The sequence below is a fragment of the Pseudomonas sp. NPDC087598 genome (assembly GCF_044743525.1).
In the GTDB taxonomy this organism is placed as follows: Bacteria; Pseudomonadota; Gammaproteobacteria; order Pseudomonadales; family Pseudomonadaceae; genus Aquipseudomonas.
Window position 1 is genome coordinate 51,705 of the sequence record NZ_JBIUWQ010000031.1, and the last position, 23,676, is coordinate 75,380.

General features: G+C 59.6%; 23 protein-coding genes. 10 read left to right on the forward strand and 13 right to left on the reverse strand.

The window, feature by feature from the left end; all coding sequences use genetic code 11:
• Positions 1-471 precede the first annotated feature (471 nt).
• From folK to dksA, 7 genes are all read right to left on the reverse strand, one after another.
• Complete coding sequence (gene folK, locus ACIOWE_RS17610) at positions 472-957, reverse strand: 2-amino-4-hydroxy-6-hydroxymethyldihydropteridine diphosphokinase (RefSeq protein WP_401393826.1); 486 nt, start codon at positions 955-957, stop codon at positions 472-474.
• Between the two features lie 3 nt (positions 958-960).
• A complete protein-coding gene (locus tag ACIOWE_RS17615; protein ID WP_401393829.1) occupies positions 961-2,361 on the reverse strand; it encodes a polynucleotide adenylyltransferase PcnB in 1,401 nt (466 codons plus the stop codon).
• A gap of 734 nt (positions 2,362-3,095) precedes the next feature.
• Complete coding sequence (locus ACIOWE_RS17620) at positions 3,096-4,532, reverse strand: sigma-54-dependent transcriptional regulator (RefSeq protein WP_401393831.1); 1,437 nt, start codon at positions 4,530-4,532, stop codon at positions 3,096-3,098.
• Positions 4,533-4,554: 22 nt separating this feature from the next.
• A complete protein-coding gene (locus tag ACIOWE_RS17625; protein ID WP_401393834.1) occupies positions 4,555-7,509 on the reverse strand; it encodes a sensor histidine kinase in 2,955 nt (984 codons plus the stop codon).
• Positions 7,493-7,669 carry a hypothetical protein gene (locus tag ACIOWE_RS17630; RefSeq protein WP_003176118.1) on the reverse strand — a complete coding sequence of 59 codons (177 nt, stop codon included), beginning with the start codon at positions 7,667-7,669 and terminating at the stop codon, positions 7,493-7,495. The genes ACIOWE_RS17625 and ACIOWE_RS17630 overlap by 17 nt, the downstream gene beginning before the upstream one ends.
• A gap of 77 nt (positions 7,670-7,746) precedes the next feature.
• Positions 7,747-8,643, reverse strand: coding sequence for a tRNA glutamyl-Q(34) synthetase GluQRS (gluQRS, locus tag ACIOWE_RS17635; RefSeq protein WP_401393837.1), 897 nt, complete (start codon positions 8,641-8,643; stop codon positions 7,747-7,749).
• A 219-nt stretch (positions 8,644-8,862) separates the two neighbouring features.
• The gene (dksA, locus tag ACIOWE_RS17640) at positions 8,863-9,306 is read right to left on the reverse strand and encodes an RNA polymerase-binding protein DksA (protein WP_305439825.1); all 444 of its coding nucleotides are present in this window, start codon (positions 9,304-9,306) and stop codon (positions 8,863-8,865) included.
• 334 nt (positions 9,307-9,640) lie between these two features.
• On the opposite strand from dksA, the gene ACIOWE_RS17645 reads away from it, so the two are divergent.
• Together ACIOWE_RS17645 and sfsA are read left to right on the forward strand one after the other, a co-directional pair.
• Positions 9,641-10,813 (forward strand): pyridoxal phosphate-dependent aminotransferase, encoded by a 1,173-nt coding sequence (locus ACIOWE_RS17645; RefSeq protein ID WP_401393840.1) that lies wholly within the window; start codon positions 9,641-9,643, stop codon positions 10,811-10,813.
• A complete protein-coding gene (gene sfsA, locus ACIOWE_RS17650) occupies positions 10,813-11,526 on the forward strand; it encodes a DNA/RNA nuclease SfsA (protein ID WP_401393843.1) in 714 nt (237 codons plus the stop codon). Before ACIOWE_RS17645 ends, sfsA begins: the two co-directional genes overlap by 1 nt.
• Here sfsA and ACIOWE_RS17655 read toward each other — a convergent pair.
• A complete protein-coding gene (locus ACIOWE_RS17655; RefSeq protein WP_401393846.1) occupies positions 11,523-11,840 on the reverse strand; it encodes a Rieske (2Fe-2S) protein in 318 nt (105 codons plus the stop codon). The two genes, sfsA and ACIOWE_RS17655, sit on opposite strands and share 4 nt — an antisense overlap.
• 165 nt (positions 11,841-12,005) lie before the next feature.
• On the opposite strand from ACIOWE_RS17655, the gene ACIOWE_RS17660 reads away from it, so the two are divergent.
• The 4 genes from ACIOWE_RS17660 to ACIOWE_RS17675 are packed head-to-tail and all read left to right on the forward strand — an operon-like array spanning position 12,006 to position 15,549.
• Entirely contained in the window at positions 12,006-12,878 is an 873-nt protein-coding gene (locus ACIOWE_RS17660; RefSeq protein WP_401393848.1) for a hemin ABC transporter substrate-binding protein, read from the forward strand.
• A 50-nt stretch (positions 12,879-12,928) separates the two neighbouring features.
• Entirely contained in the window at positions 12,929-13,912 is a 984-nt protein-coding gene (locus tag ACIOWE_RS17665) for a FecCD family ABC transporter permease (RefSeq protein WP_401393875.1), read from the forward strand.
• The gene (locus ACIOWE_RS17670; RefSeq protein WP_401393851.1) at positions 13,912-14,679 is read left to right on the forward strand and encodes a heme ABC transporter ATP-binding protein; all 768 of its coding nucleotides are present in this window, start codon (positions 13,912-13,914) and stop codon (positions 14,677-14,679) included. Before ACIOWE_RS17665 ends, ACIOWE_RS17670 begins: the two co-directional genes overlap by 1 nt.
• A gap of 21 nt (positions 14,680-14,700) precedes the next feature.
• Positions 14,701-15,549: a ChaN family lipoprotein gene (locus ACIOWE_RS17675; protein ID WP_401393854.1), complete on the forward strand. Its 849-nt coding sequence runs from the start codon at positions 14,701-14,703 to the stop codon at positions 15,547-15,549.
• A gap of 232 nt (positions 15,550-15,781) precedes the next feature.
• Here the strand turns inward: ACIOWE_RS17675 and ACIOWE_RS17680 are convergent, their stop codons facing one another.
• From ACIOWE_RS17680 to ACIOWE_RS17695, 4 genes are all read right to left on the reverse strand, one after another.
• The gene (locus ACIOWE_RS17680; protein ID WP_401393878.1) at positions 15,782-16,576 is read right to left on the reverse strand and encodes a Crp/Fnr family transcriptional regulator; all 795 of its coding nucleotides are present in this window, start codon (positions 16,574-16,576) and stop codon (positions 15,782-15,784) included.
• A 16-nt stretch (positions 16,577-16,592) separates the two neighbouring features.
• A complete protein-coding gene (locus ACIOWE_RS17685; RefSeq protein WP_003228231.1) occupies positions 16,593-16,865 on the reverse strand; it encodes a TfoX/Sxy family protein in 273 nt (90 codons plus the stop codon).
• 298 nt (positions 16,866-17,163) lie between these two features.
• Positions 17,164-17,508 (reverse strand): pentapeptide repeat-containing protein, encoded by a 345-nt coding sequence (locus tag ACIOWE_RS17690; protein ID WP_007909940.1) that lies wholly within the window; start codon positions 17,506-17,508, stop codon positions 17,164-17,166.
• 90 nt (positions 17,509-17,598) lie between these two features.
• Complete coding sequence (locus ACIOWE_RS17695; RefSeq protein WP_401393856.1) at positions 17,599-19,155, reverse strand: AAA family ATPase; 1,557 nt, start codon at positions 19,153-19,155, stop codon at positions 17,599-17,601.
• A gap of 118 nt (positions 19,156-19,273) precedes the next feature.
• On the opposite strand from ACIOWE_RS17695, the gene mrcB reads away from it, so the two are divergent.
• Genes mrcB through ACIOWE_RS17710 form a run of 3 tightly spaced genes read left to right on the forward strand, consistent with a single transcriptional unit; the run spans position 19,274 to position 22,699 of the window.
• A complete protein-coding gene (gene mrcB / locus ACIOWE_RS17700) occupies positions 19,274-21,598 on the forward strand; it encodes a penicillin-binding protein 1B (RefSeq protein WP_401393859.1) in 2,325 nt (774 codons plus the stop codon).
• A 16-nt stretch (positions 21,599-21,614) separates the two neighbouring features.
• Positions 21,615-22,364, forward strand: a complete 750-nt coding sequence (locus ACIOWE_RS17705; RefSeq protein ID WP_401393861.1) for a hypothetical protein — start codon at positions 21,615-21,617, stop codon at positions 22,362-22,364.
• Positions 22,364-22,699, forward strand: coding sequence for a YqcC family protein (locus tag ACIOWE_RS17710; RefSeq protein WP_401393864.1), 336 nt, complete (start codon positions 22,364-22,366; stop codon positions 22,697-22,699). Before ACIOWE_RS17705 ends, ACIOWE_RS17710 begins: the two co-directional genes overlap by 1 nt.
• An 18-nt stretch (positions 22,700-22,717) precedes the next feature.
• Here the strand turns inward: ACIOWE_RS17710 and ACIOWE_RS17715 are convergent, their stop codons facing one another.
• Positions 22,718-23,134 (reverse strand): DUF4124 domain-containing protein, encoded by a 417-nt coding sequence (locus ACIOWE_RS17715; protein ID WP_401393867.1) that lies wholly within the window; start codon positions 23,132-23,134, stop codon positions 22,718-22,720.
• Positions 23,135-23,533: 399 nt separating this feature from the next.
• Between ACIOWE_RS17715 and ACIOWE_RS17720 the strand changes: the two genes are divergently transcribed.
• A partial coding sequence (locus ACIOWE_RS17720; protein WP_401393881.1) for a thiamine pyrophosphate-binding protein occupies positions 23,534-23,676 on the forward strand: 143 nt, incomplete at its 3' end.

Here is a 23,676-nt window from a genome sequence, read left to right on the forward strand (position 1 = left end):
GCGCGGGCTGGCCTGTAAAAAATCCTCGTTCAGGCGCTTTGGAAACTACTGCGAGTAACGCGCGTGATTCGTCATCTATTCAGGCGCACGCTCTTTTGTCGTGCTTATAAGGCCTGGATTGCGCCCGTATGTGCCGGGTTGGCGGCAGCGGGACGCCTATAGTCGTGATGAGCCAACAGGAAGTCAATTGCGTGTGTTACCGCATTGTTACGAGGGGAGTGTTACCGGCGTTACTGATGCGATTCAGCGGCACGGTGGGTCTGATTCGGCGAGTTTTTGTCCGACAAAAACCGTGTTGGAAAAGGGCTTTTGTGGCGAGGGGATTTATCCCCGATGGGGTGCGCAGCGCCCCCCCTATATCTGCCACCTCGGTACATCAGGCTGATCGCATTCAGCTTTTTTGGGGCTGCTGCGCAACCCAACGGGGATAAATCCCCTCGCCACAAAGGCTCATTGGGCAGGAGATCGCAGTCAATCAGTCGGAAGGCGTTCGAGGCCGACGAACGGGCAGGCTGCCAGCAGATCGGTGAGGGTCCGGCCATCGGCAAGACGCAGATCTTGCGGGGCCAGTTCGGCGAGGGGATAAAGGACGAAGGCTCGTTCCTGAATCTGGTAATGCGGGACTTTCAGGCGTGGTTCGTCGATCAACCGATCACCGAACAGCAGAATGTCCAGATCCAGTGTGCGCGGCCCCCAGCGTTCCAGGCGCTCGCGCCCTTGATCGTTTTCGATTGCCTGCAAGGCATCCAATAGCTCAAGTGGCGCAAGGCTGCTGTCGAGGGCCGCTACCGCGTTGGTGTAACGCGGCTGGCCCGGCAGCAACGAGTCGCTTTGATAGAAAGCGGAAACGCCGGCGAGGGTGGTCTGCGGCAATTGCCCCAGTGCGTCGAGCGCACTGCGCAATTGTTCGGCCGGGTCAGCGAGGTTGCTGCCCATGCCGATGTAGATGCGTTCCATGCCTTACTCGCCCGTAGCGCTCGGTGAACCCGCGCGTTTGCGCTTGGAGCCGCTGCTGCGTCGACGCTTGCGTGGCGCGCCACTGGCGTCATCGCCCTTGCCGCTGAGGTCGCGGATCATGTCGCGACGTTCGCTGTCGTTGGCGTCCTGATAATCCGTCCACCATTCGCCCAGACCATCAGTCTGCTCGCCGGCGCTTTCACGCAACAGCAGGAAGTCGTAACCGGCACGGAAACGCGGATTGTCCAGCAACAGGTCGGCGCGTTTTCCGCTGCGGCGTGGCAGACGTTCCTGCATGTCCCAGATTTCGCGGATCGGCATGGTGAAGCGTTTCGGAATCGCGATGCGCTGGCACTGTTCGGCGATCAGCTCATGGGCGGCTTCCTGCATGGCCGGAATCGGCGGCATGCCACGTTCTTGCAGACGCAACACGCGGGCTGGCAGGGCAGGCCACAGCAGGGCGGCAAACAGGAACGCCGGGGTGACCGGTTTGTTCTGCTTGATGCGCAGGTCGGTGTTGGTCAGCGCTTCGCTGATCAGCGTGTGGGTGTACTCCGGGTTGTGTTCCAGTGCGTCGGCACTGGCCGGGAACAACGGAGCAAACAGCTGCAGATCGACCAGCATCTCGAAAGTGATTGCGCCGTGTCCGGAGAGGAACAGCTTGAGCACTTCTTCGAACAGCCGAGCCGACGGGATCTCGCGCAGCATCGGCGCCAGTTCGCGGATCGGCTGGACGGTGTGCTTTTCGATGCCGAAGTTGAGCTTGGCAGCAAAACGCACGGCCCGCAGCATGCGCACCGGGTCTTCCTGATAGCGCTGCTTGGGATCGCCGATCAGGCGAATCAGGTGATTGCGGATGTCGTGTACGCCGTTGGCGTAGTCGAGAATGCGCTCGCTGACCGGATCGTAATACAGGGCGTTGATGGTGAAGTCGCGGCGTTGCGCGTCTTCTTCCAGGGTGCCGTAAACGTTGTCGCGCAGAATTCGCCCGCTCTCGTTACGCGAAGACTGGTTGCTGTCTTCGTCGTCTTCGTTTTGCGGGTGATTGGCGCGGAAGGTCGCGACTTCGATGATTTCGCGGCCGAAATGGATATGCACCAGTTTGAAGCGACGGCCGATGATTCGCGCATTGCGGAATTCGGCGCGGACTTGCTCGGGCGTGGCGCTGGTGGCGACGTCGAAATCCTTGGGCGTGATGCCCAACAGCATGTCACGCACGCAACCGCCGACCAGATAAGCCTGGTAACCGGCACCTTGCAGGCGTTCGACGATATTCACCGCATAGCGGCTGAATTGCGTTTTCTGCAGCGAATGTTGGCCGCTGTTGAGCACTTCAGGGGTGCTACGGATGTGTTGCGTACGACGCACGGGAGTTCGGAATGACTGGAACAGCTTCTTCAGCATGGGATGCACTGTTTGAAGGAATGTTCGGCCATACCAAAGAATGACCGCATGATGGGCGCAGATTCTAGCATTTAGTCGGGGGATGGTGTAGGAGACAGCAGTTTCGAGCTGAAAGCCGCAAGCTACAAGGGTGAAGCGGGGTAAAGCAGAGAGTTTTTTACAGAAGGGAGAAACTACAAGGGGAGCCGAAGCTCCCCAAGAAGTAGTTGCGTGCTCTTTTTATTATTGATTCGGGCTTCTTGTTTTTGTTGAGTGCCCTCGCCATGAAGCTTTCGCTTCATGACCCTCCCAATCGGGAGCCAAGAGCAAACGGATTGCTTTGGTCGCTGAATTGCAGTGATCTCGCGATCCAACCAGTACAGGCTCTGTCTTAGGACAGTTTTTGTTGTTCTCGGCCTGGTCGTGGGGCAAGCCCCAAATACAACGCCTCTCCAAAAGAATCAGTTAGCTGCGCCTCTCGCCGTCTTGTTTTTATTGTGCGTGAGTCGATTCGTCTTATTTTTATTGTCTTGTGCATTGCTTGTTATTGTTCTTGTACTAAACATATAGCAGGTGCCGTGCCAACTTTTGCGAAACCCAATAAAACAAGGGGTTAGGTCGATATAACCGTTTTCGATGGGCGAAAAAAAGCCGGGGTTTCGTTACCGATAACCCCGGCTTTTGTTACGTGACAAGACTGAGGTAACAGTTTTTTCACATCTTCAAGCGTTACCCGCACACTCGACAGGTAACGTTCAGCTCTCGCTGGCAACCCCGGTCTTGCGCCGTGGGATGCCCAGACGCTGACGGCGTTCCCACAGACATTTACGGCTGACGCCCAGTTTGCGCGCCAGTTCGGTCTCGGTCATGTGGTCCTGATGTTCGAGGACGAAGTGCTGGAAGTAGTCTTCCAGTGACAGGTCTTCAGTCGGCTCGTGGCTGCTGTTGCTGGCGTTACCCGCCGTTTGCGGCGGCAGACCGATGAATTCGTCGTCTTCCAGATCACTCAGCTCGATATCGATACCGAGCAGGTCGGCGGAGATTTCCGGGCTTTCGCTGAGAATCACCGCGCGCTCGACCGCGTTTTCCAGCTCACGCACGTTACCCGGCCAGGAATAGTGCCGGATCGCCTGTTCGGCATCGGCAGCAAATTTCAGGTCGGTACGGTTGATGCGTGCGCTCTGACGGGCGAGGAAGGCGTTGGCGATTTCGTTGACGTCGGCACCGCGCTCGCGCAGGGCCGGCAGTTTCAACGCGATCACGTGCAAACGGTAATAAAGGTCTTCACGGAACTGTCCGATTTTCGCCAGGCTCTTGAGGTCCCGATGAGTGGCCGCGATCAGGCGTACATCAACCTTTTGCGACTGCACCGAACCGACGCGGCGAATTTCACCTTCCTGCAATACGCGCAGCAGACGGGCCTGGGCTTCCAGCGGCAGTTCGCCGATTTCATCAAGGAACAGCGTGCCACCGTCCGCCGCTTCGACCAGACCGGCGCGCCCGGCGCTGGCGCCGGTGAATGCGCCTTTCTCGTGACCGAACAGTTCGGACTCGATCAGGCTTTCCGGAATGGCCGCGCAGTTCACCGAGATCATCGGTGCCTTGGCGCGTTTCGACAGGTTGTGCAGGGCGCGGGCCACCAGTTCTTTACCGGTGCCGGACTCACCCTGGATCAATACATTGGAATCGGTTGGCGCGACTTTGCGGATCTTGCTGTACAGATCCTGCATCGGCGGGCACGAACCGATGATGCCGATCTCACCGTTGCTGTTGTCGACGGCAGATTTGCCGCTGCCATTAGCCGATTTACTCGCAACCACTTCGCCGGCAGCGGGTGCCGATTGGCGATCACGCAGGATCCGCGCGACAGCCTGAAGCATTTCGTCATGGTCGAAAGGCTTGGCGATGTAATCCACCGCGCCCATTTTCATGGAATCGACCGCCGAACGCAGGCTGGCGTAGCTGGTCATGATCAGCACCGGCGTGCCTTGGCCGAGCTTGATCAGCTCGGTGCCCGGCGCGCCTGGCAAGCGCAGATCGCTGACGATCAGATCGAACGTAGGAATGGTGAAGCGTTCTTGTGCTTCCTGCACTGAACCGGCTTCGCTGACCTGGTACTGATTGCGTTCCAGCAGGCGGCGCAAGGCGGAGCGGATAATTGTTTCGTCTTCGACGATCAAAATGTGCGGCATTGATTCGATACTCTCGACGGTCTCAGTTCACAGCGGACGTCGCTTCGACGTGACGCGGTATGGTCACCCGGTTACGGGTGCCGCGTTGGCTTTGTACATCAGCCGGGCTGTCGATGGTGATTTGTCCATAATGCTCTTCAACGATGGAATAGACCAGTGCAAGGCCCAGACCGGTGCCTTCGCCAGGATCCTTGGTGGTGAAGAAAGGTTCGAACAATCTATCCATGATGTTCTTCGGAATACCGCTGCCTTCGTCCTCGACGATCAGATCGACCGTGTGTTCGCCGGCTTCACTCTTGACCCGCACTGCACTGCCGGCAGGCGAGGCATCGCGGGCGTTGGAGAGCAGATTGATCAGTACCTGGGCGAGCCGCTGCGGATCGCCTTCGACCCAGTGATCCGGATCACAGAGGTTGTAGAACTGCACTTCGAAATTGCGCCGGTTCAAGGCCAGCAGACCGATTGCATCCTGCGCAACTTCTGCCAGACAAACGGGCTCGTCGCTGTGCTGATGGCTGCCGGCATGGGCAAAACTCATCAGCGACTGCACGATGCGTGACACGCGTTTGGTCTGTTCAAGAATCTGTCCGCTGATCTCGGTCAGCTCGCCGTCGTCTTCGCGTTCTTCGCGCAGGTTCTGCGCCAGACAGGCGATGCCGGTGATCGGGTTGCCGATTTCGTGGGCCACGCCGGCCGCGAGACGACCAATGCTGGCCAGACGCTCGGAGTGCACCAGTTTGTCTTCGAGCATCTGCGTTTCGGTCAGATCCTCTACCAGCAGCACCAGACCGCTGTTGCCCGGCGCCAACGGTTCATCAATCGCTGCTTTGTGCAGGTTCAGCCAGCGAGTCTGACCGTCGAGGGCCAGATGCTGTTTGTGCAAGTGTTCGTCAGGCAGATTGATGAAGCCTTGCAGCAACTCTTTCCACGGATTGCCGATGGTGCTCAGGCGCGAACCGACTACCCGTTGTGCGGCGATCCCGGTCAATTCTTCCATGGCCTTGTTCCACATCAGGATCTCTTGATCCTTGGCCAGCGAGCAGACGCCCATCGGCAGTTCCTGCAGGGTCTGGCGGTGGTAGCGGCGCAGGGCATCGAGTTCGGCGGCCAGACCGGTGAGGCGCGAGTGGTAATCCTCGAGACGGCTTTCGATGAAGTGAATGTCTTCGGTGACGTAGTTTTCGCCACCGGCCTTGTACGGCAGGAAGGTTTCGACCATGTCCTGCGCCACACTCGGGCCCATCAGGCCGGAAAGGTTGGCTTCGATCCGATCGCGCAAGCGGCGCAAGGCGTAGGGGCGACGCTCGTCGAACGGCAGATAAAGGTCGCGTAGCGCCTGCTCGACTTCTTTCTGCGCAGCCTTGGCGCCCAGCGGTTTGGCCAGCTGCGTGGCGAACTCCTGTGGCGAGGCGGCGTGCAGCTCGCGGCGTTGTGGGCGACGGACGTTATCCACAGCGCAGGCTTCGGCGGCGGAAGCCTCTTCAGGGCTGGCGTTGGTGAACAGCGAGATCAGGGTGAACATCAAGACGTTGGCCGCCAGTGACGCGATGGCCGCCATGTGCCAGCTGGTGTCATCCAGCACATAAATCATGTTCAGCAGCGGTATGTAGAAACCCTGCAGATTACCGACCAGCGGCAACAGCATGGTGATGACCCACACCAGAATCCCCGCCAGCAGGCCGGCAATGAAGCCGCGCCGGTTGGCGGTCGGCCAGTACAACACGGACAACACACCCGGCAGGAATTGCAACGTGGCGACGAAGGCCACGATGCCGAGGTTGGCCAGATCCTGCCCGGCACCGAGCATCAGATAGAAGCCGAAGCCGGCCATGATGATCGCGACGATCAGCGCACGGCGGGTCCACTTCAGCCAGCGATAGATGTTGCCTTCGGCGGGGGGCTGATAAAGCGGCAGCACCAGGTGGTTGAGCGCCATGCCCGACAGTGCCAGGGTGGTGACGATGATCAGCCCGCTGGCCGCTGACAGCCCACCCACGTAGGCCAGCAAGGCCAGCGGCTTGCTGTTGGCGGCAATGCCGATGCCGAGGGTGAAATATTCCGGGTCGGTGGTGGCGCCAAGCTTGAGGCCGGCCCAGAGGATCAGCGGCACCGCCAGACTCATCAACAGCAGGAACAACGGCAAGCCCCAGCTCGCACTCACCAGTGAGCGCGGGTTGAGGTTCTCGGTGAACGTCATGTGATACATGTGCGGCATCACGATCGCCGAGGCGAAGAACACCAGTAACAGCGTGCGCCACGGGCCTTCCTGCAGTGGCGTGTGTAGCGCGGCGAGGGCGGTCTGGTTTTGCAGCAGCCACAGCTCAAGCTGTTGCGGACCATCGAATACGCCGTACAGCGCGTAGAGGCCAACGCCGCCAAGGGCGATCAGTTTGATCACCGATTCGAAGGCTATCGCGAATACCAGCCCTTCGTGCTTCTCGCGGGTGGCGATATGCCGGGAGCCGAAGAAGATCGTGAACAGAATGATCAGCGCACAGAACGCCAGCGCCACGCGGCTCTGAATCGGCTCACCGGTGAGAATGCCGATCGAGTCGGCCACCGCTTGAATCTGCAGCGCCAGCAGCGGCAAGACACCGATCAGCATGAAAATCGTGGTCAGCGCGCCGGCCCAGGTGCTGCGAAAGCGGAAGGCAAACAGATCGGCTAGCGACGACAGTTGATAAGTGCGGGTGATTTTCAGGATCGGATAGAGCAACACCGGCGCCAGCAGAAACGCGCCGGACACTCCGAGATAGCTGGACAGAAAGCCGTAGCCATACTGATAGGCCAGGCCGACCGTGCCGTAGAACGCCCATGCACTGGCGTAAACCCCCAGCGACAAGGTGTACGTCAGTGGGTGGCGAATGATCGCCCGCGGGATCATGCCCCGTTCGCTGATCCAGGCAACGCCGAACAGCACCGCCAGGTACGCGGCGCTGATCAGGATCATCTGGGTCAGGCTAAAGCTCATCGGCATCTTTTTGGCTCTGCAGGATGAAGGTCACGACAATCAGGATCAGCCAGAGCAGATAGGGGCGATACCAGGCGCCCGTAGCGTCGATCCACCAATCCATGATGGCGGGGGAGAACAGGTAGATCCCCACGACTAAAAGCAGGACCAAGCGATAGATGTACATCCCGGCCTCTCTTTTTTATGCGCGTGCCCGAAAACGTGCGGCGATGGTAACGGATGGCGGCGCGACTGCAAGTCTCGTCATGACAGTTGCGCTTCGGGCAGGGTCAGTGTGCGCGGGATCTTGCTTGCATCCCAGTGGGCGCTGCCCCAGTTGAGCAGTTCCTGCGGCGAGGCATGGAGCAGTTCCGGGCCAGGGTTTTGCCCCAATGCGCGCAGGGCCCGCAGCAGCAACGGCGTGGCTTGATCCGCTTCGAGCGGCGGCGAACGGTAGGATTTGCCGAGCTTGTTGCCGTCCGGTTGAGTGATCAGCGGCAGGTGCAGATAGCGTGGCTGGCGCAGGCCCAAGAGTTCTTGCAGGTAGAGCTGACGTGGCGTCGAGTCGAGCAGATCGGCACCGCGCACGATATCGGTGATGCCTTGCCAGGCATCGTCGAGGACCACGGCCAGTTGATAGGCGTAGAGGCCGTCGCGGCGACGGATAACGAAATCGCCGACCTCGCGGCCCAGATGCTGACGGTATTCGCCCTGCACGCGGTCGATGAAGTGGTACTCCAGCTCCGGCACACGCAGGCGGATGGCGGCGTCTTGCTGGTCATGCCCGGCGTTTCGGCACAGTCCCGGATAAATGCCGTGATACGCCTCCAGTTGCTTGCGCGAACAGGTGCAGGCGTAAGCGAGACCATGATTGAACAGGCTGTTGAGGACGTCGGCGTAGGCAGCGTGCCGATCACTCTGACGCACCATCTCGCCATCCCATTCGAAGCCGTAGCTTTCCAGCGCCTTGAGAATCGCTGCCTGAGCACCGGGTTCTTCACGAGGGGGGTCGAGGTCTTCCATGCGCACCAGCCAGCGACCGCCGACCGAACGGGCATCCAGGTAAGAGGCGAGGGCGGCGACCAGCGAGCCAAAGTGCAGGTGGCCACTGGGTGTCGGGGCGAAACGACCGATGTAAGCGGGGGAGGTTTTGGCAGTCATGGCAGCAATATAACTTTTCAGGATTCGCGCACATTACCTTTGTGGGAGCGAGCCTGCTCGCGAAAGCGGTGTGTCAGGCAACATTGAATTGTCTGAAAGGACGCTTTCGCGAGCAGGCTCGCTCCTACAAAAGCAAAAAGCAAAAAGCAAAAAGCAAAAGGCAAAAGGCAGAAACAAAAACGGAGCGTTCGCACGCTCCGTTTTTCGTTCAGGTCGAGATTACTTGCCGACCTGCTTTTCCTTGATTTCCGCCAGGGTCTTGCAGTCGATGCACAGATCCGCAGTCGGGCGGGCTTCGAGACGCTTGACGCCGATCTCGATGCCGCAGGACTCGCACCAGCCGTACTCTTCGTCCTGGATCAGCTCCAGCGTCTTGTCGATCTTCTTGATCAACTTGCGCTCGCGGTCGCGGGCGCGCAGCTCGAGGGCGAATTCTTCTTCCTGGCTGGCACGATCGGCCGGGTCAGGGAAGTTGGCCGCTTCGTCTTTCATGTGATCAACAGTACGGTCGACTTCCTGCATCAAGTCCTGTTTCCACTTGTTCAGGATCTTGGTGAAGTGCGCGCGCATTGGAGCGCCCATGTACTCTTCGCCAGCCTTCGGAACATAAGGTTCGAAGCCGCTGATCGTCTGATTCTGCTGTTGCTTTGCTTGGGTGGGCATGAAATGGACCGCCTCTACTCTTGTAATCCATTGCGCAGGATTGCTCCATCACCGACACCTGCCGGCCCTGCGGCTGCAAGCGGGCGAACTTACCAGATCAATTCGGCCTGCGCTACTCCCGGATGTCGAGCCCCCGGCGGGTGGCGCCTGCAAATGTTTGGCAAGCCGTGTCTGGCGGTGTGGGAGACCTGTTCAATCACTGATTTTAGTCAATCCTGGAGCGTACGCTCATATCGTTACAGTCCAGCGTTCTTCAGGCTGTGACCTCGGCGGGTTCTCGCTCGTTCCGGGAGATGAGTAGAATCGTCTTTTTTTCGCCGTCGAAGGAAATCCAATGGCTCAGCCGTACAGTGCGCGCAGTCGTGCGATCGAACCGTTCCATGTGATGGCGCTGCTGGCGCGGGCCAATGAATTGCAGGCTGAAGGCCACGACGTTATCCATCTGGAGATCGGCGAACCGGACTTCACCACGGCTGAGCCGATCATCCGCGCAGGGCAAGCGGCGCTGACGGCGGGCAAGACGCGTTACACCGCTGCGCGCGGCATTCCTGAGTTGCGCGAGGCGATTTCCGGTTTTTATCAGTCGCGTTATGGACTGAACATTGATCCGCGGCGAATTCTGATCACACCCGGTGGCTCCGGCGCCTTGTTGCTGGCCAGTGCGTTGCTGGTGGACCCCGGCAAACACTGGCTGTTGGCCGATCCGGGTTATCCGTGTAACCGGCACTTTCTGCGCCTGGTCGAAGGTGCGGCGCAACTGGTGCCTGTAGGCCCGGACGTGCGCTATCAACTGACGCCGGACCTGGTCACGCGGCACTGGGATCACGACAGCGTCGGCGCATTGGTGGCTTCGCCCGCCAACCCGACGGGGACGATCCTGACCCGCGATGAACTGGCCGGGTTATCCACAGCGATCAAGGCGCGGCACGGGCATCTGGTTGTCGACGAGATCTACCACGGCCTGACTTACGGCACCGATGCCGCGAGCGTGCTGGAAGTCGATGACAGCGCCTTCGTCCTCAACAGTTTCTCCAAATATTTCGGCATGACCGGTTGGCGCCTGGGCTGGCTGGTCGCGCCGGACGCCGCGGTCAGCGAACTGGAGAAACTGGCGCAAAACCTCTACATCAGCGCGCCGAGCATGGCGCAGTACGCGGCACTGGCCTGTTTCGAGCCTGACACCATTGCCATTCTCGAGGAGCGTCGCGCTGAATTTGGTCGGCGTCGGGACTTCCTGCTGCCGGCGTTGCGCGAATTGGGTTTCAACATCGCCGTAGAGCCGGAAGGCGCGTTTTACTTGTATGCCGATATCAGCAGGTTCGGCGGTGATGCCTTCGCGTTCTGCCGCCATTTCCTTGAAACCGAGCATGTGGCGTTTACCCCGGGACTGGATTTCGGCCGCTATCAGGCCAGTCATCATGTGCGTTTTGCCTACACGCAAACCCTCCCTCGCTTACAGGAAGCGGTGGAGCGGATCGCCCGTGGCTTGAAGAGCTGGCAAGGCTGATGCGTTTTCATCCTCCTCTGGAAGAGGCGCGGCTGATCCGTCGTTACAAGCGCTTCCTCGCCGATGTCGAAACCGTCGGCGGTGAACTGCTGACCATTCACTGTCCGAACACTGGCTCGATGCTTAATTGTCAGGTCGAAGGCGGGCAGGTCTGGTTCAGTCGTTCCAACGACCCTAAACGCAAATTGCCCGGCACTTGGGAAATCGGCGAAACCCCGCAGGGGCGGCTGTTTTGTGTGAACACCGGGCGTGCCAACGGGCTGGTCGAAGAAGCCTTGCTGGCCGGTGTCATCAGCGAGTTGAACGGGTTTACCGCGTTGAAGCGCGAAGTGGCGTACGGGCAGGAAAAGAGCCGCATCGATTTTCGCCTCGAATACCCGAGCGGCCCCGCTTATGTGGAAGTGAAAAGCGTCACCCTGGGGTTTGATGGCACGAACGTAGCGGCGTTTCCTGATGCGGTGACCCAGCGTGGCGCCAAGCATTTGCGCGAGCTGGCGCATCTGGCGCGGGACGGGATTCGTGCGGTGCAGTTGTATTGCGTGAATCTCACCGGAATTGAGGCGGTGCGTCCTGCCGTGGAGATCGATTCGGCCTACGCCGATGCCTTACGCGAAGCGGTTGCCGATGGGGTTGAGGTGCTGGCTTACGGGGTTCGGCTGGATCATGAAGAGATGGTGATCGACCGCCGACTCGACGTGCTGCTCAACGGTTAAACATCGATCCACAGGCCCTGCGCATCTTCCCGGCTGGCAATGGCCGTCAACGATTGCCCGGCGCAGGGCCCGGCAACACATTCGCCGTCTTCGATCAGAAACAGTGCGCCGTGGGTCGCGCACTGGATCAGGCTGTTGCTCGGGTCGAGAAACTGGTCGGGATGCCATTCCAGTCCGACGCCCCGGTGCGGGCAGCGATTGAGGTAGACATACGCCTGGCCATAACGGCGCACGGCAAAGAGCTTTTTGCCGTCGATATCGAAACCGCGGCTACCGGCCTCGGCCAATTCGGCACCCGCGCAGAGAAACTTCATGGCTATCCTCTAAGGTCGGCTCGTGTCCGGATATGTCCGAGCTTGACGTTTAAATGCAAACAATTATCAAATGGCGGCCGTCGCCCACACAGGCGTCTGCCACATGCCGAGGATACTTGGCCTGTCATCCTGATGCCCGGGAAAACCTTGTTCAAGGAAGCTGTTATGCGCCTGAGTACCCGCGTTGCTGTGCTGTGTGCCGGACTTTTCGTCAGTCATCAGGCTGCATCGGCTGATTTGCCGCAACGTTGGGTCAGTGCCGGCGGAGCGCTGTCGGAGTGGGTCAGTGCGTTGGGCGGCGAGGCGAAACTGGTGGGCGTCGATACCACCAGCCAGCATCCAGAATCATTGAAGTCGCTGCCGAGCATCGGTTATCAGCGCAGCCTTTCCGCCGAGGGCATTCTCAGTCTGCGCCCGGACATTCTCATCGGCACTGAAGAAATGGGACCGCCGCCGGTGCTTTCGCAGGTGAAAGCAGCCAAGGTGCAAGTGGAGTTGTTCTCGGCTCAGCCGGATCTGCCGACACTGCAAAATAACGTCACTCATCTGGGGCAATTGCTCGGCGCCGAATCTCAGGCTGCGCAGTTGCTGCAAAGTTATCAACAGCAACTCGATGCTCAGAAAGCGCGGGTTGCTGAGGCACAGTCCAAACACAAGGCGCCGGGCGTGCTGCTGTTGCTCGGCCATGCCGGTGGTAAACCGTTAATCGCCGGCAAGGACACCGCCGCCGACTGGCTGCTGCAACAGGCGGGCGGGCATAACCTCGCGACACACACTGGCTACAAGCCGTTCTCCGTGGAAACCCTTGCCAGTCTCGATCCTGAAGTGCTGGTGTTCGCCGACCGTGCGTTGACCGGTGAGGCGGCGAAAGCCGCGTTGTTCAAGGAAAATCCGATCCTCGATTCAAGTCGCGCGGCCAAGGCCGGGCGTGTGCTGGAACTTGATCCGACCCTTTTGGTTGGCGGGCTCGGGCCACGACTGCCGGCGGCGTTGAAAACCCTGTCTGACGGTTTTTACCTGGCCAAGAGCGGCCAATGACCGCACTGGTCAAACCCCGAGGCCTGTTCATTGGCCTGACGCTCCTGTGTCTGCTGGCGATCTGGTTATCGCTGGCGCTGGGGCCGGTCAGCCTGCCGCTGTTCGATACCCTGCGCGCAGCGTTGCGTCTGGTCGGCGTGCCGCTGGCGCCAGACGGTCTGGAGCAGGCGGAACTGATTCTCGGGCAGATTCGTTTGCCGCGAACCCTGCTCGGGCTGGCGGTCGGCGGGGTGCTGGCATTGTCGGGCGTGGCGATGCAGGGGCTTTTCCGTAATCCGCTGGCGGACCCAGGGCTGGTCGGGGTATCCAGTGGCGCTGCGTTGGGTGCGGCGATTGCGATTGTCGGCGGCTCGTTTTTCGGTGGTTTGCCGGAGTGGTTCGGGCCTTATCTGTTGTCGATGTGTGCATTTCTGGGTGGGCTCGGGGTGACGGCCCTGGTGTATCGGCTCGGTCGGCGCAACGGGCAGACCCATGTCGCGACCATGTTGCTGGCGGGGATTGCGCTGACGGCGCTTGCCAGTTCGGCAGTCGGCCTGTTCACCTATCTGGCGGACGACGCGACGTTGCGCACGCTGACGTTCTGGAACCTCGGCAGCCTCAATGGCGCCAGTTATGCGCGGTTGTGGCCCCTGCTGATCATCAGTGCAGGCGTTGCGCTGTGGTTGCCGCGTCGGGCGAAAGCGCTGAATGCCTTGCTGTTGGGAGAGTCCGAGGCCGGGCATCTGGGGATTGATGTCGAACGGCTCAAACGTGAACTGGTGTTTTGTACGGCGCTGGGTGTCGGCGCGGCGGTAGCGGCAGCGGGGATGATCGGGTTTGTCGGGCTGGTGGTGCCCCATTTGGTGCGCTTGCTGGCGGGGCCTGATCATCGAGTGTTACTGCCGGCCTCGGTGCTGGCCGGGGCGAGCCTGTTGTTGCTGGCCGACCTGGTGGCGCGGTTGGCGCTGGCACCGGCGGAGTTGCCGATCGGTATTGTCACGGCGTTTATCGGGGCACCGTTCTTCCTTTATCTACTGCTGCGAGGGCGTGCCTGATGTTGCGTGCGCACAATCTGCACATCCTCCGTGGCCGCAAAACCGTGCTCAGCGGAGTGACCTTGCAACTCGAGCCGGGCGAAGTGCTGGGTGTGCTGGGGCCGAACGGCGCCGGTAAGAGCACCTTGCTCGGTGCCTTGTGTGGTGAGTTGGCAGCGAGTGAGGGCGAAATCTCGCTGGATGGTGAAACATTGGTTCACTGGACGGGCACACAACGCGCTCAGCGATTGGCTGTGTTACCGCAGGTGTCGACGCTGGATTTTGCCTTTCGTGTCGAAGAAGTGGTCGGCATGGGGCGTTTGCCTTATCAAAGCGGTCGGGTGCGTGATGACGAGATTGTCGCCGCAGCACTGGCAGCGGCAGATGCCGGGCATCTGAGCGGGCGCAGTTATCTGGCGTTGTCGGGTGGCGAGCGTCAGCGCGTGCATCTGGCGCGGGTACTGGCGCAGCTCTGGCCGGGGCAGGTCGGGCAAACGCTGCTGCTGGATGAGCCGACGTCGATGCTTGATCCTCTGCATCAACACACCACTCTACAAGCCGTGCGCGAGTTTGCCGACCGTGGTGCGGCGGTGCTGGTGATCTTGCATGATCTGAATCTGGCGGCGCGCTATTGTGATCGCGTGCTGCTGCTTGAGGGCGGAAGACCGGTAGCACTGGATACGCCGCAGCAAGTGCTGCAACCGGATACTCTCAAAGACGTGTTCGGTCTTGAAGTGCTGGTGCAACCGCACCCGGAGCGTGGGCATCCGCTGATCATCGCCCGCTGAAATTTTCGTCGAGGTGAATGCATGCGCGGGATGTGGCTGTTGGCGATGCTGTGGCTTGCTGGGTGTCAGCATGTTGCCGCGCCGCCAATCGGTGGTGAGATTCGTGATCTGCAACGTGGCCAGGTGCTGACGGCGCAGCAATTACTGACGCGCCTTGCAGTGCCGTCGCGGCTGATCATCGGTGAACAGCACGACAACGCCGATCACCACGCCGTCGAATTGTGGCTGCTGCAGTCGCTTGGCGAGCAGCGTCCTCAGGGAAGTCTGCTATTGGAAATGCTCACGCCGGATCAGCAGACAAAGGTTGATGCGGTGCGGCAGTCCGCGCAGATGCCCAACGATCTCCCCGGCGCGCTGGCCTGGCAGGAGGGTTGGGACTGGAATCTCTACGGGCCCATTGTCCGTTTCGCCCTCACACAACCGTACCCTTTGCGGGCGGCCAATCTGGATAACGCTGAAATCCGCGCTTTCTATCGCAATCCGCCAGTCTTGAGTGGTCGGCGCAGCAATGCTGGTGACGTGAAAGCGACTTTGCTGGGCCAGATCAGCGAGTCTCACTGTGGCTTGCTGCCAGAGTCGCAGATGCCGGCCATGCTGGCGGTTCAACAGCAACGTGATCGACGCATGGCCGAACGCCTGTCAGCCGCGCCCACACCCTCATTGCTATTGGCTGGCGCATGGCATGCGCGCAAGGATGTCGGGGTGCCGCTGCATGTTGTGGACTTGGACGCGACCCACACACCCACGGTGCTGATGCTGGCGGAGCAGGGCGCCGAAATCACCGCGAAGATGGCCGATTACGTCTGGTACACAGCGGCTACGCCCAAGCGCGATTACTGTGAAGAGATGCGCAAACAGTTCGGCAAATGACTTTTCCACAGGCAAAAAAAGACCCGGTAAAAACCGGGTCAAATAACCGTGATTAGCCTGATGAGGAGATAATCTGAGAGTCCGAACCAAGGGCTTTTCAGAATATCGACTGATCTCGCGACCAGTTGTGATAATCATAGCGATTCTCATTACCAAGTCAACCGCTGTGACTGCATTTATTTCATTCAGTCTTGGAGATGGCCTGTGTGCCCTGTAAATAAAGGGCTCGGCGCTATTCCTTGTTTGCGGTCAACTGAATGATCTGACGGTTGAGTTGGCCGATTCGTCGAGCCATGCTCTCGATCAGACTGTGGGCGATCTTCGGATTGCTGCGAGTCATGCTCAAAAAATGATCAGCGGGAATCAGCATCACCGTGCTCCGTTCGCGAGCAATCACGGTGGCGTTGCGCGGTTCACCGGTGAACACAGCCATGGCACCGAAAATTTCGTCCTTGGGCACTTCGCCAACCTTCTGCCCATCGACAAAAGCTTCGGCATGCCCGTCGATGATCACAAATACATGGTCGGCGGCGTCGCCTTGGTGAATCAGGATTTCACCGGCTTCGACCCTTTTGAAACCGTTGGTGCTGCGAAACTCCCGCGGTTTCAGTTCGGCCACCGCGTGGGCGAGCAGGGCCATTTGGCCCAACACATATTGGAGAAAATGTTCCGCCCGGTTGGCATCGGCAAACAAGTGTTGCAACACATCACTGCGCCGATAGGGCGTCAAACGCAACGGCCCGTCACTGCACAGGCGCGAATCGCCCCAATCATCACCTCGCAGGAGGCCGATGAAATCGCCCTCCTGCCAATAAAACAGTGCGCGTGTGCCGATGTAGCCGTTGATCACACCTTCAGTCAGCAAAAACAGCTGATCGCCAGGTAGCTGCGCCAGCAAATCCTCAGTCGCTTCCAGCTCAAGTGCCGGCCCGCACGATTCAAGGCCTTCCAGCCACTGTGCAGGCAAATTCTGCAAACGGTTGATCAATGCGTCGGCAAGCGCCGATTGTTCCCCAAGCAGGTACATGACGGTCAGCACCCGTTCAGTTCTTGTGACGCGAGGAAATGGCTTCGAGTTGCTTGTTCAAGGCGTCCTTGCGTTCGGCCGGGATGTCGTTCCAATGCACATCCATCAGAGCGCCCTCGATCGCATACAGCAACACCTTCGACGCACGAAACCCGCGGGTACGCACGGCCCGGTAGGCATCCACCGCGCCCAGGCGCCGCAAGTCCGAGGCGCTGTGGATGCCCACGGCATGCAGCCATTGCGCCGACGTCTTGCCAAGATTCTTCAGGTGTTGCAGTTCATCATTCATCAAGCCTCCTTGCGACGGCCGAATGGTGCGTGGGCGAGCTTCTCAGGAGTGTAGCCATCAGTAGGAAAAGCGTGGTTGTTTGGTCGGATTCAGCCCAAACGCTTCTAAGAAATGACTATCGGGAGGGTGCGAAGGGCTTGCGAACGCAGAAAGAAGGGAGAAAAAACACAACAAAATGTGGGAGCGAGCCTGCTCGCGAAAGCGCTCTGACTTTCACGATCAGGGTGACCGACACTACGTCTTCGCGAGCAGGCTCGCTCCCACCGGGTGGGCGTCGTGTCAGAGAGGGATGCGTGGTTTAGCGAGTGCGATAACGCAGGCGCGTACCGAAATTCATCGACATCAGAATCTCGTCGGCACTCAGCTCCGGCGGGAAGTACGCCCCGGAAATCTGCGCGTGAGCCAGGCTTGCGCCTTCCAGCGATGCGTTACGGAAGTCGATGCCACGCAAATCGGCGGAACGGAAATACGCGTCCCTGAAATCCACGCCATCGGCGTTCAGTTCGCGCAAGTCGAGGCCACGGAAGTCGCCGCCGACCATGTCGATCGGGCCGTCCTGCGGACGCTCCTTGTTGAAGCCTGTGATGTCGTCTTTGTGCAGCAAGGCATATAGCGGGGTGTCGAGAAGTTTCGGCTGGCTCATGTCATATCACCGTTGGTTTTATGACGCCAGTATAGTGCCACTATTTGACGGCCGTGAAGCTAGCGAGGGCTCCACGGCCGAAATAGTTGCTTACAGGCCTGGCAGGCGTTGGCGGATTTGCGCGACCACGGTGTCCAGCGTGCCGGATTCATTGGTTTGCACGCGTTTACTGCGCAGAATCTCTTCCGGCGTCAGTGCTTCACGATTGGCCTGCTGTGCTTCGATCACGGCCAGAGTGGCGTCGGACGGATCTTGTTTGTCTGCCTGACGAATCGCCAGCCAGCTCTCGATCACTGCTTGTGGTGCGTTGCAGTCGAGGATCAGGAACGGCGTGCCGGTGGCTTCGGCGATTTTTGCGGCGCTGTCGCGTTGCTCACGCTTCAGGTAAGTCGCATCGATGACCACCGGGAAACCGGCGTGCAGGATCACTTCAGCGATTTCATGCAGGCGCGCATAAGTCTTGGTGCTGGCGTCGGCACTATAAATGCCGGCCTGCACATCATTGGCCACAGTTTGCTCGCCGAACAGACGCTTGCGCTCAACATCGGAACGCAGACGAATCGCACCCAGTGCTTCGACCAGGCGCATGGCCACGTGGCTTTTACCGACAGCGGAAACACCGTGGGTGATAGCCATGAAACGCGAAGGAATAGTGCTGTAGCTTTCCGCCAGGTTGGCGTAGTTGCGGTACTGGCGCAGGGTAGTAGCGCGCTGCACCGGAGTCGCGTCCGCCGGCATGCTGAACAGTGCAACCTTGGCGCGAACCAGCGCGCGATAGGCTTTATAGAAGTTCAGCACTTCCAGGCCCTGGTAGTCGCCGGTCAGTTCCAGGTATTGGCTGATGAAGCGGCGAGCCAACGATTTCAGGCCTCGGTCTTCCAGGTCCATCGCCAGGAAACCGGTATCGGCCCAAACGTCGGTGAAGCGGAACGGTTCGTTGAACTCGATGCAGTCGAAGATCACCACTTTGCCGTCGATGACGGTGGCGTTGCCCAGGTGGATATCGCCGTGGCATTCGCGGGTGAAACCTTCGGTCTTGCGTTGGGCGAACAGCGGCTTGAGGCGTTCGAAGCTGCTTTCGGCCCAGGCTTTCAGTGCCTCGAGCTGCAGCAGATCGTTTTTGTCGCTGAGGAACGGCAGGATCTGCTCGAAGTTTTGCGCGACCGGTGCCATCACGCTGTCCGGGGTGCCAGCGTCGTGTTCGGCCGGGACCTTTGGCGCGTTGAGATGGAAGCGGGCGATTTGCTCGGCCATTTCATCAATGTGTTGGGTGGTCAGCTCGCCATTGGCTTGCAGGGTGCTGAGCAAACCGGTCTGCGGGAACTGGCGCATTTTCAGCAAGTATTCGATGGCTGGACCGTCGCCGCCCAGTTGCGGAGCTTCGATGCTGCCGGTGACCGGCAACACTTCCAGGTACAAATCGTCGGTCAGACGCTGGTTCAGACGCAGCTCTTCCGCGCAAAAGTGTTCGCGTTGTTCGAGGTTGGTGAAGTCGAGGAAGCCGAAATTCACGGGCTTCTTCACTTTATAAGCGAATGGACCAGTGAGGATCACCCACGAGATATGGGTTTCGATGACCTGGAACCCTTCGACGGGGTGCGGGTAGAGGGCCGGGTTTTGCAGGGCAGCGATCAGTGACTGGCTCACGGGCGATCCTTCAGAGACTGGGGGAAATTCGAGGTCGCCATTATGGCCGCTCGCCAGCCCGACGCAAACCTCGGAGCGCTCCTGTTGAGTATGAATAAAGTGCGTATAATCCGCCGCCATGACTCGAACTCGATCTCCCCGTACCAAGAAAAAACCACCATCCAAGGGCCTGCGCCCGTGGCTGAGCTGGGCCATTAAACTCAGTCTGGTCGGCCTTGTGGTGCTGGCCGGCTTCGCCGTTTACCTCGATGCCGTGGTACAGGAGAAGTTCTCCGGCAAGCGCTGGACCATCCCGGCCAAGGTGTACGCGCGCCCGCTCGAGCTGTTCGTCGGACAAAAGCTCAGCAAGGACGATTTCCTTACCGAACTCGATGCCCTCGGCTATCGCCGCGAAGCCGTGAGCAACGGCCCGGGCGCCGCAGCGGTCTCTGGCAACACCGTCGATTTGAATACCCGTGGTTTCCAGTTCTATGAAGGTCTGGAGAAACCGCAGCCGGTGCGCGTGCGTTTCTCGGGTGATTACGTCGCCGAGCTGTCGGCGACCAATGGCTCCAAACTGTCCGTGGTACGACTGGAACCGCTGCTGATCGGCGGGATTTATCCGAAGAACCTCGAAGACCGCATCTTGATCAAGCTTGATCAGGTGCCGCCGTACCTGCTCGAAACGCTGGTCGCCGTCGAAGACCGCGACTTCTACAGCCACTGGGGCGTGTCGCCAAAATCGATTGCCCGCGCGGTCTGGGTCAACACCTCCGGTGGCAAGATGACTCAGGGCGGCAGTACGCTGACCCAGCAGTTGGTGAAAAACTTCTACCTGACTGGCGAACGCAGCCTCAGCCGCAAGCTCACCGAAGCAATGATGGCGATGCTTCTTGAGTTGCATTACGACAAGAAGGAAATCCTTGAGGCCTACCTCAACGAGGTCTTTGTCGGTCAGGACGGTCAGCGTGCGGTGCACGGCTTCGGTCTGGCCAGCCAGTTCTTCTTCGGTCAGCCGTTGTCCGAGCTGAAGCTGCATCAGGTTGCGTTGCTGGTCGGCATGGTCAAGGGCCCTTCCTACTACAACCCGCGTCGCAACCCGGAACGTGCGCTGGAGCGGCGTAACCTGGTGCTCGACGTGCTTGAGCAACAAGGCGTGGCCACGGCCGAGCAGGTTGAAGCAGCGAAGAAAATGCCGCTGGGTGTTACCACTCGCGGCAAACTCGCCGACAGCTCCTTCCCGGGCTTTATCGATCTGGTCAAACGTCAGTTGCGCGAAGACTATCGCGACGAAGACTTGACCGAAGAAGGCCTGCGGATCTTCACCAGTTTCGACCCGATCCTGCAGATGAAGGCTGAAGCCTCGGTCAATGACACCTTCAAGCGTCTGGCCGGGCGCAAGGGCTCCGATGACGTTGAAGCGGCGATGGTCGTGACCAACCCGGAAACCGGCGAAGTCCAGGCGATGATCGGCAGCCGTCAGGCGAGTTTTGCCGGTTTCAACCGTGCGCTGGACGCCGTGCGGCCGATCGGCTCGTTGATCAAGCCAGCGGTTTATCTGACTGCGCTGGAAAAACCGAGCCAGTACACGCTGACCAGTTGGCTGTCGGATGATCCGCTGACGGTCAAAGGCGCGGACGGTCAGGTGTGGAAACCGCAGAACTACGATCGTCGTTCTCACGGCACAGTGTTCCTTTATCAGGGCTTGGCGCATTCCTACAACCTGTCGACCTCGCGTCTGGGCCTGGAAGTGGGCGTGCCGAATGTTCTCAAGACGCTCGGACGTCTGGGCGTGACGCGGGAATTCCCGGCGTACCCGTCGATGTTGCTCGGTGCCGGCGGCATGACCCCGATCGAAGTCGCGACCATGTACCAGACACTCGCCAACGGTGGTTTCAATACGCCGATGCGCGGGATTCGTAGCGTATTGACCGCCGAAGGCGAGCCGCTCAAGCGTTATCCGTTCCAGATTCAGCAACGTTTCGATCCGGCCTCCATCTACCTGATCCAGAACGCCATGCAGCGGGTCATGCGTGAAGGTACCGGCAGTTCGGTTTATAACGTGTTGCCGAAAACCCTGAACCTGGCCGGCAAAACCGGGACCAGTAACGACTCGCGTGACAGCTGGTTCGCCGGTTTCAGTCAGGATCTGCTGGCGGTGGTGTGGCTGGGTCGTGATGACAACGGCAAGACACCGTTCACCGGTGCCACCGGTGCGTTGCAGGTCTGGACCAGTTTCATGCGCAAGGCCGATCCGCTGCCGCTGGACATGCCGCAGCCGGACAACGTCGTACAGGCGTGGGTCGATTCGCGTACCGGGCAAGGCTCCGATGCCAACTGCCCGGGGGCAGTGCAGATGCCGTATATTCGCGGCAGCGAACCGCCACCCGGCGCTGCGTGTGCAGGTGAAACACCTGCCAGCGGTGAATCGGTGATGGATTGGGTCAAGGGCTGGATGAATTAAGCAAAGAGGGTTTCAAGTGAACAAGTGGTTGATTCCAGCGGTGACCGCCGTGGCTTTGCTCAGCGGCTGCTCTACCGTACAGCGTGGTTCGATCCCGGTGGTCGATTCGGGTACGGCGGTGTCCAACAGCGAACGCATTTCGGCCAATGGCGGCTTCCGCCAAACGACCGTCAAGCGTCCTGTACAGGCGCAGACTCAGGCTATCCCGCAAGGCGACACTGGCGTGGTGGTGATGGTGCCGGGTGGCGGCGCGACGACATCGACACCGATCAGTGCTTCGCCAATCGTGCCGGGTCCGGCGTCGGGCGGCATCACCTCGGGGCCTTACAATCCTTCGCCGGTCGAGTCGGCGCCGATCAACACCGGCAGCTACAGCATGCCTTCGACACCGAGCGGTATTCCTTCGGCCAGCAGTGGCGGCGGTCTGTCGGCGGACGAGCAACTGGATGGCCCGGTGCTTGCCTTGCTGACCACCGCTCAACAGCAACAGGCGGGTGGCGACCTCAACGGTGCGTCGTCCAGTCTGGAGCGCGCGCAACGCGTAGCGCCGCGTGAGCCACAAGTGCTCTATCGTCTGGCGCAGGTGCGCATGGCTCAAGGCGATGCGCCGCAAGCCGAGCAATTCGCTCGTCGTGCGCTGACCATGGCCAACGGCCGTCCGGACTTGCAGGCCAATCTGTGGGACATCATTGCTCAGTCCCGCGAGAAACAAGGTGATTCCGCTGGCGCAGCCCTGGCCCGTCAGAAGGCCAAGGTTTCACTGTGATGGATGCCCGTTTCCCGAAAATCGCCGATCAGTTGCTGCTGATCGAGCGTGAACTACGTACGCAGGGCTGGTGGGATGAAGTTCAGCCATCAATCGAAGCCTTGAGCAGTGTCGAGCCGTTTTCGGTCGACACGCTCGATTTCGAGCAGTGGCTGCAATGGATCTTCCTGCCGCGGATGAAGATGATCCTCGAGCAGGATCTGCCGCTGCCGAATGCCTCGGGCATTCAGGAAATGGCCGAAATGGTTTTCGCCCAGCGCAATCTGGGTGGTAAGGATCGTCAGTTGCAGGTGCTGCTCAAAGAGTTTGATCTGCTGATCACAGCCTCGCGCTAACCCGGAAACTGCCAGTCATCACTGGCAGTTTTCTGCTATCTGCTTCTGCGCTTCTACGATGCGCTCCTGCCGCTGCGCATCATCCAGCCGGCGCAACTGTCCCTCCACCTCTTCTCTCAAGCGCGGATTGTTTTGCAACTGCGCAAGGTTGGTGCGCGCCTGTTCGCAAAACGCCTTGAGCTGCGCCTGTTGGTCAGCGACCTGTTTCTTGACCTTGTCGTCGATGGCCTTCTGATCACCGAGTGCACCGCTACCCGGCATTGCCGCGGGCTTCGGCGCAGACGAGGAGGGCGTCTGTATGGGGGTAGATGGCTGACCTTGTGCAGGCTGCGCATCAAAGTGCGTGACACCCTGGGCATCGACCCATTTGTAGATTTGAGCGGCCATGCACCATGGGCTGAGGCCGATCAGCAGAGTGAGGAGGAGCGTTCGCATGCTGATTCCTTGGCAAAATTGCGCAATTGACGCTAACAGAGTAGCTGTTTTCAGGTTTTTTCTTGCGTTCTCATGTGCTTACCCACAATTAGTCACATAGACGGCTTGACTTGGAGAGGGCGAAACAGAAGAATCCAAAGTCCGCTGTAGAGGGACTGCCAGAAGCAGACCCACTCGGTAGATCATGAGGCGCACATCCGCGCCGACCTGTTACACCCGCAACGCGTTACCTCGCGCTGGGTGGGAAAGGCCCGCAACACTTGGGACGATCCCAATACTTGCTCAGTCAGTGCTGACGTAGTCGGCGACCACCGTCGCTCATGCTCTGCCGAGAAGTAAACCTATTAAGACCCGCCCCTTTTTTGTGGACGGTATTCTGGCGTTTTAGAGGTGAACAACGTGGAGCTTTTATCTGGCGGTGAGATGCTCGTCCGCTTCTTGCGTGACGAAGGCGTCAAATATATCTACGGGTACCCGGGTGGTGCTCTCCTGCAGGGTTACGATGCCCTGTTCAATGACCCGGAAGTGACTCTCATCCTGGT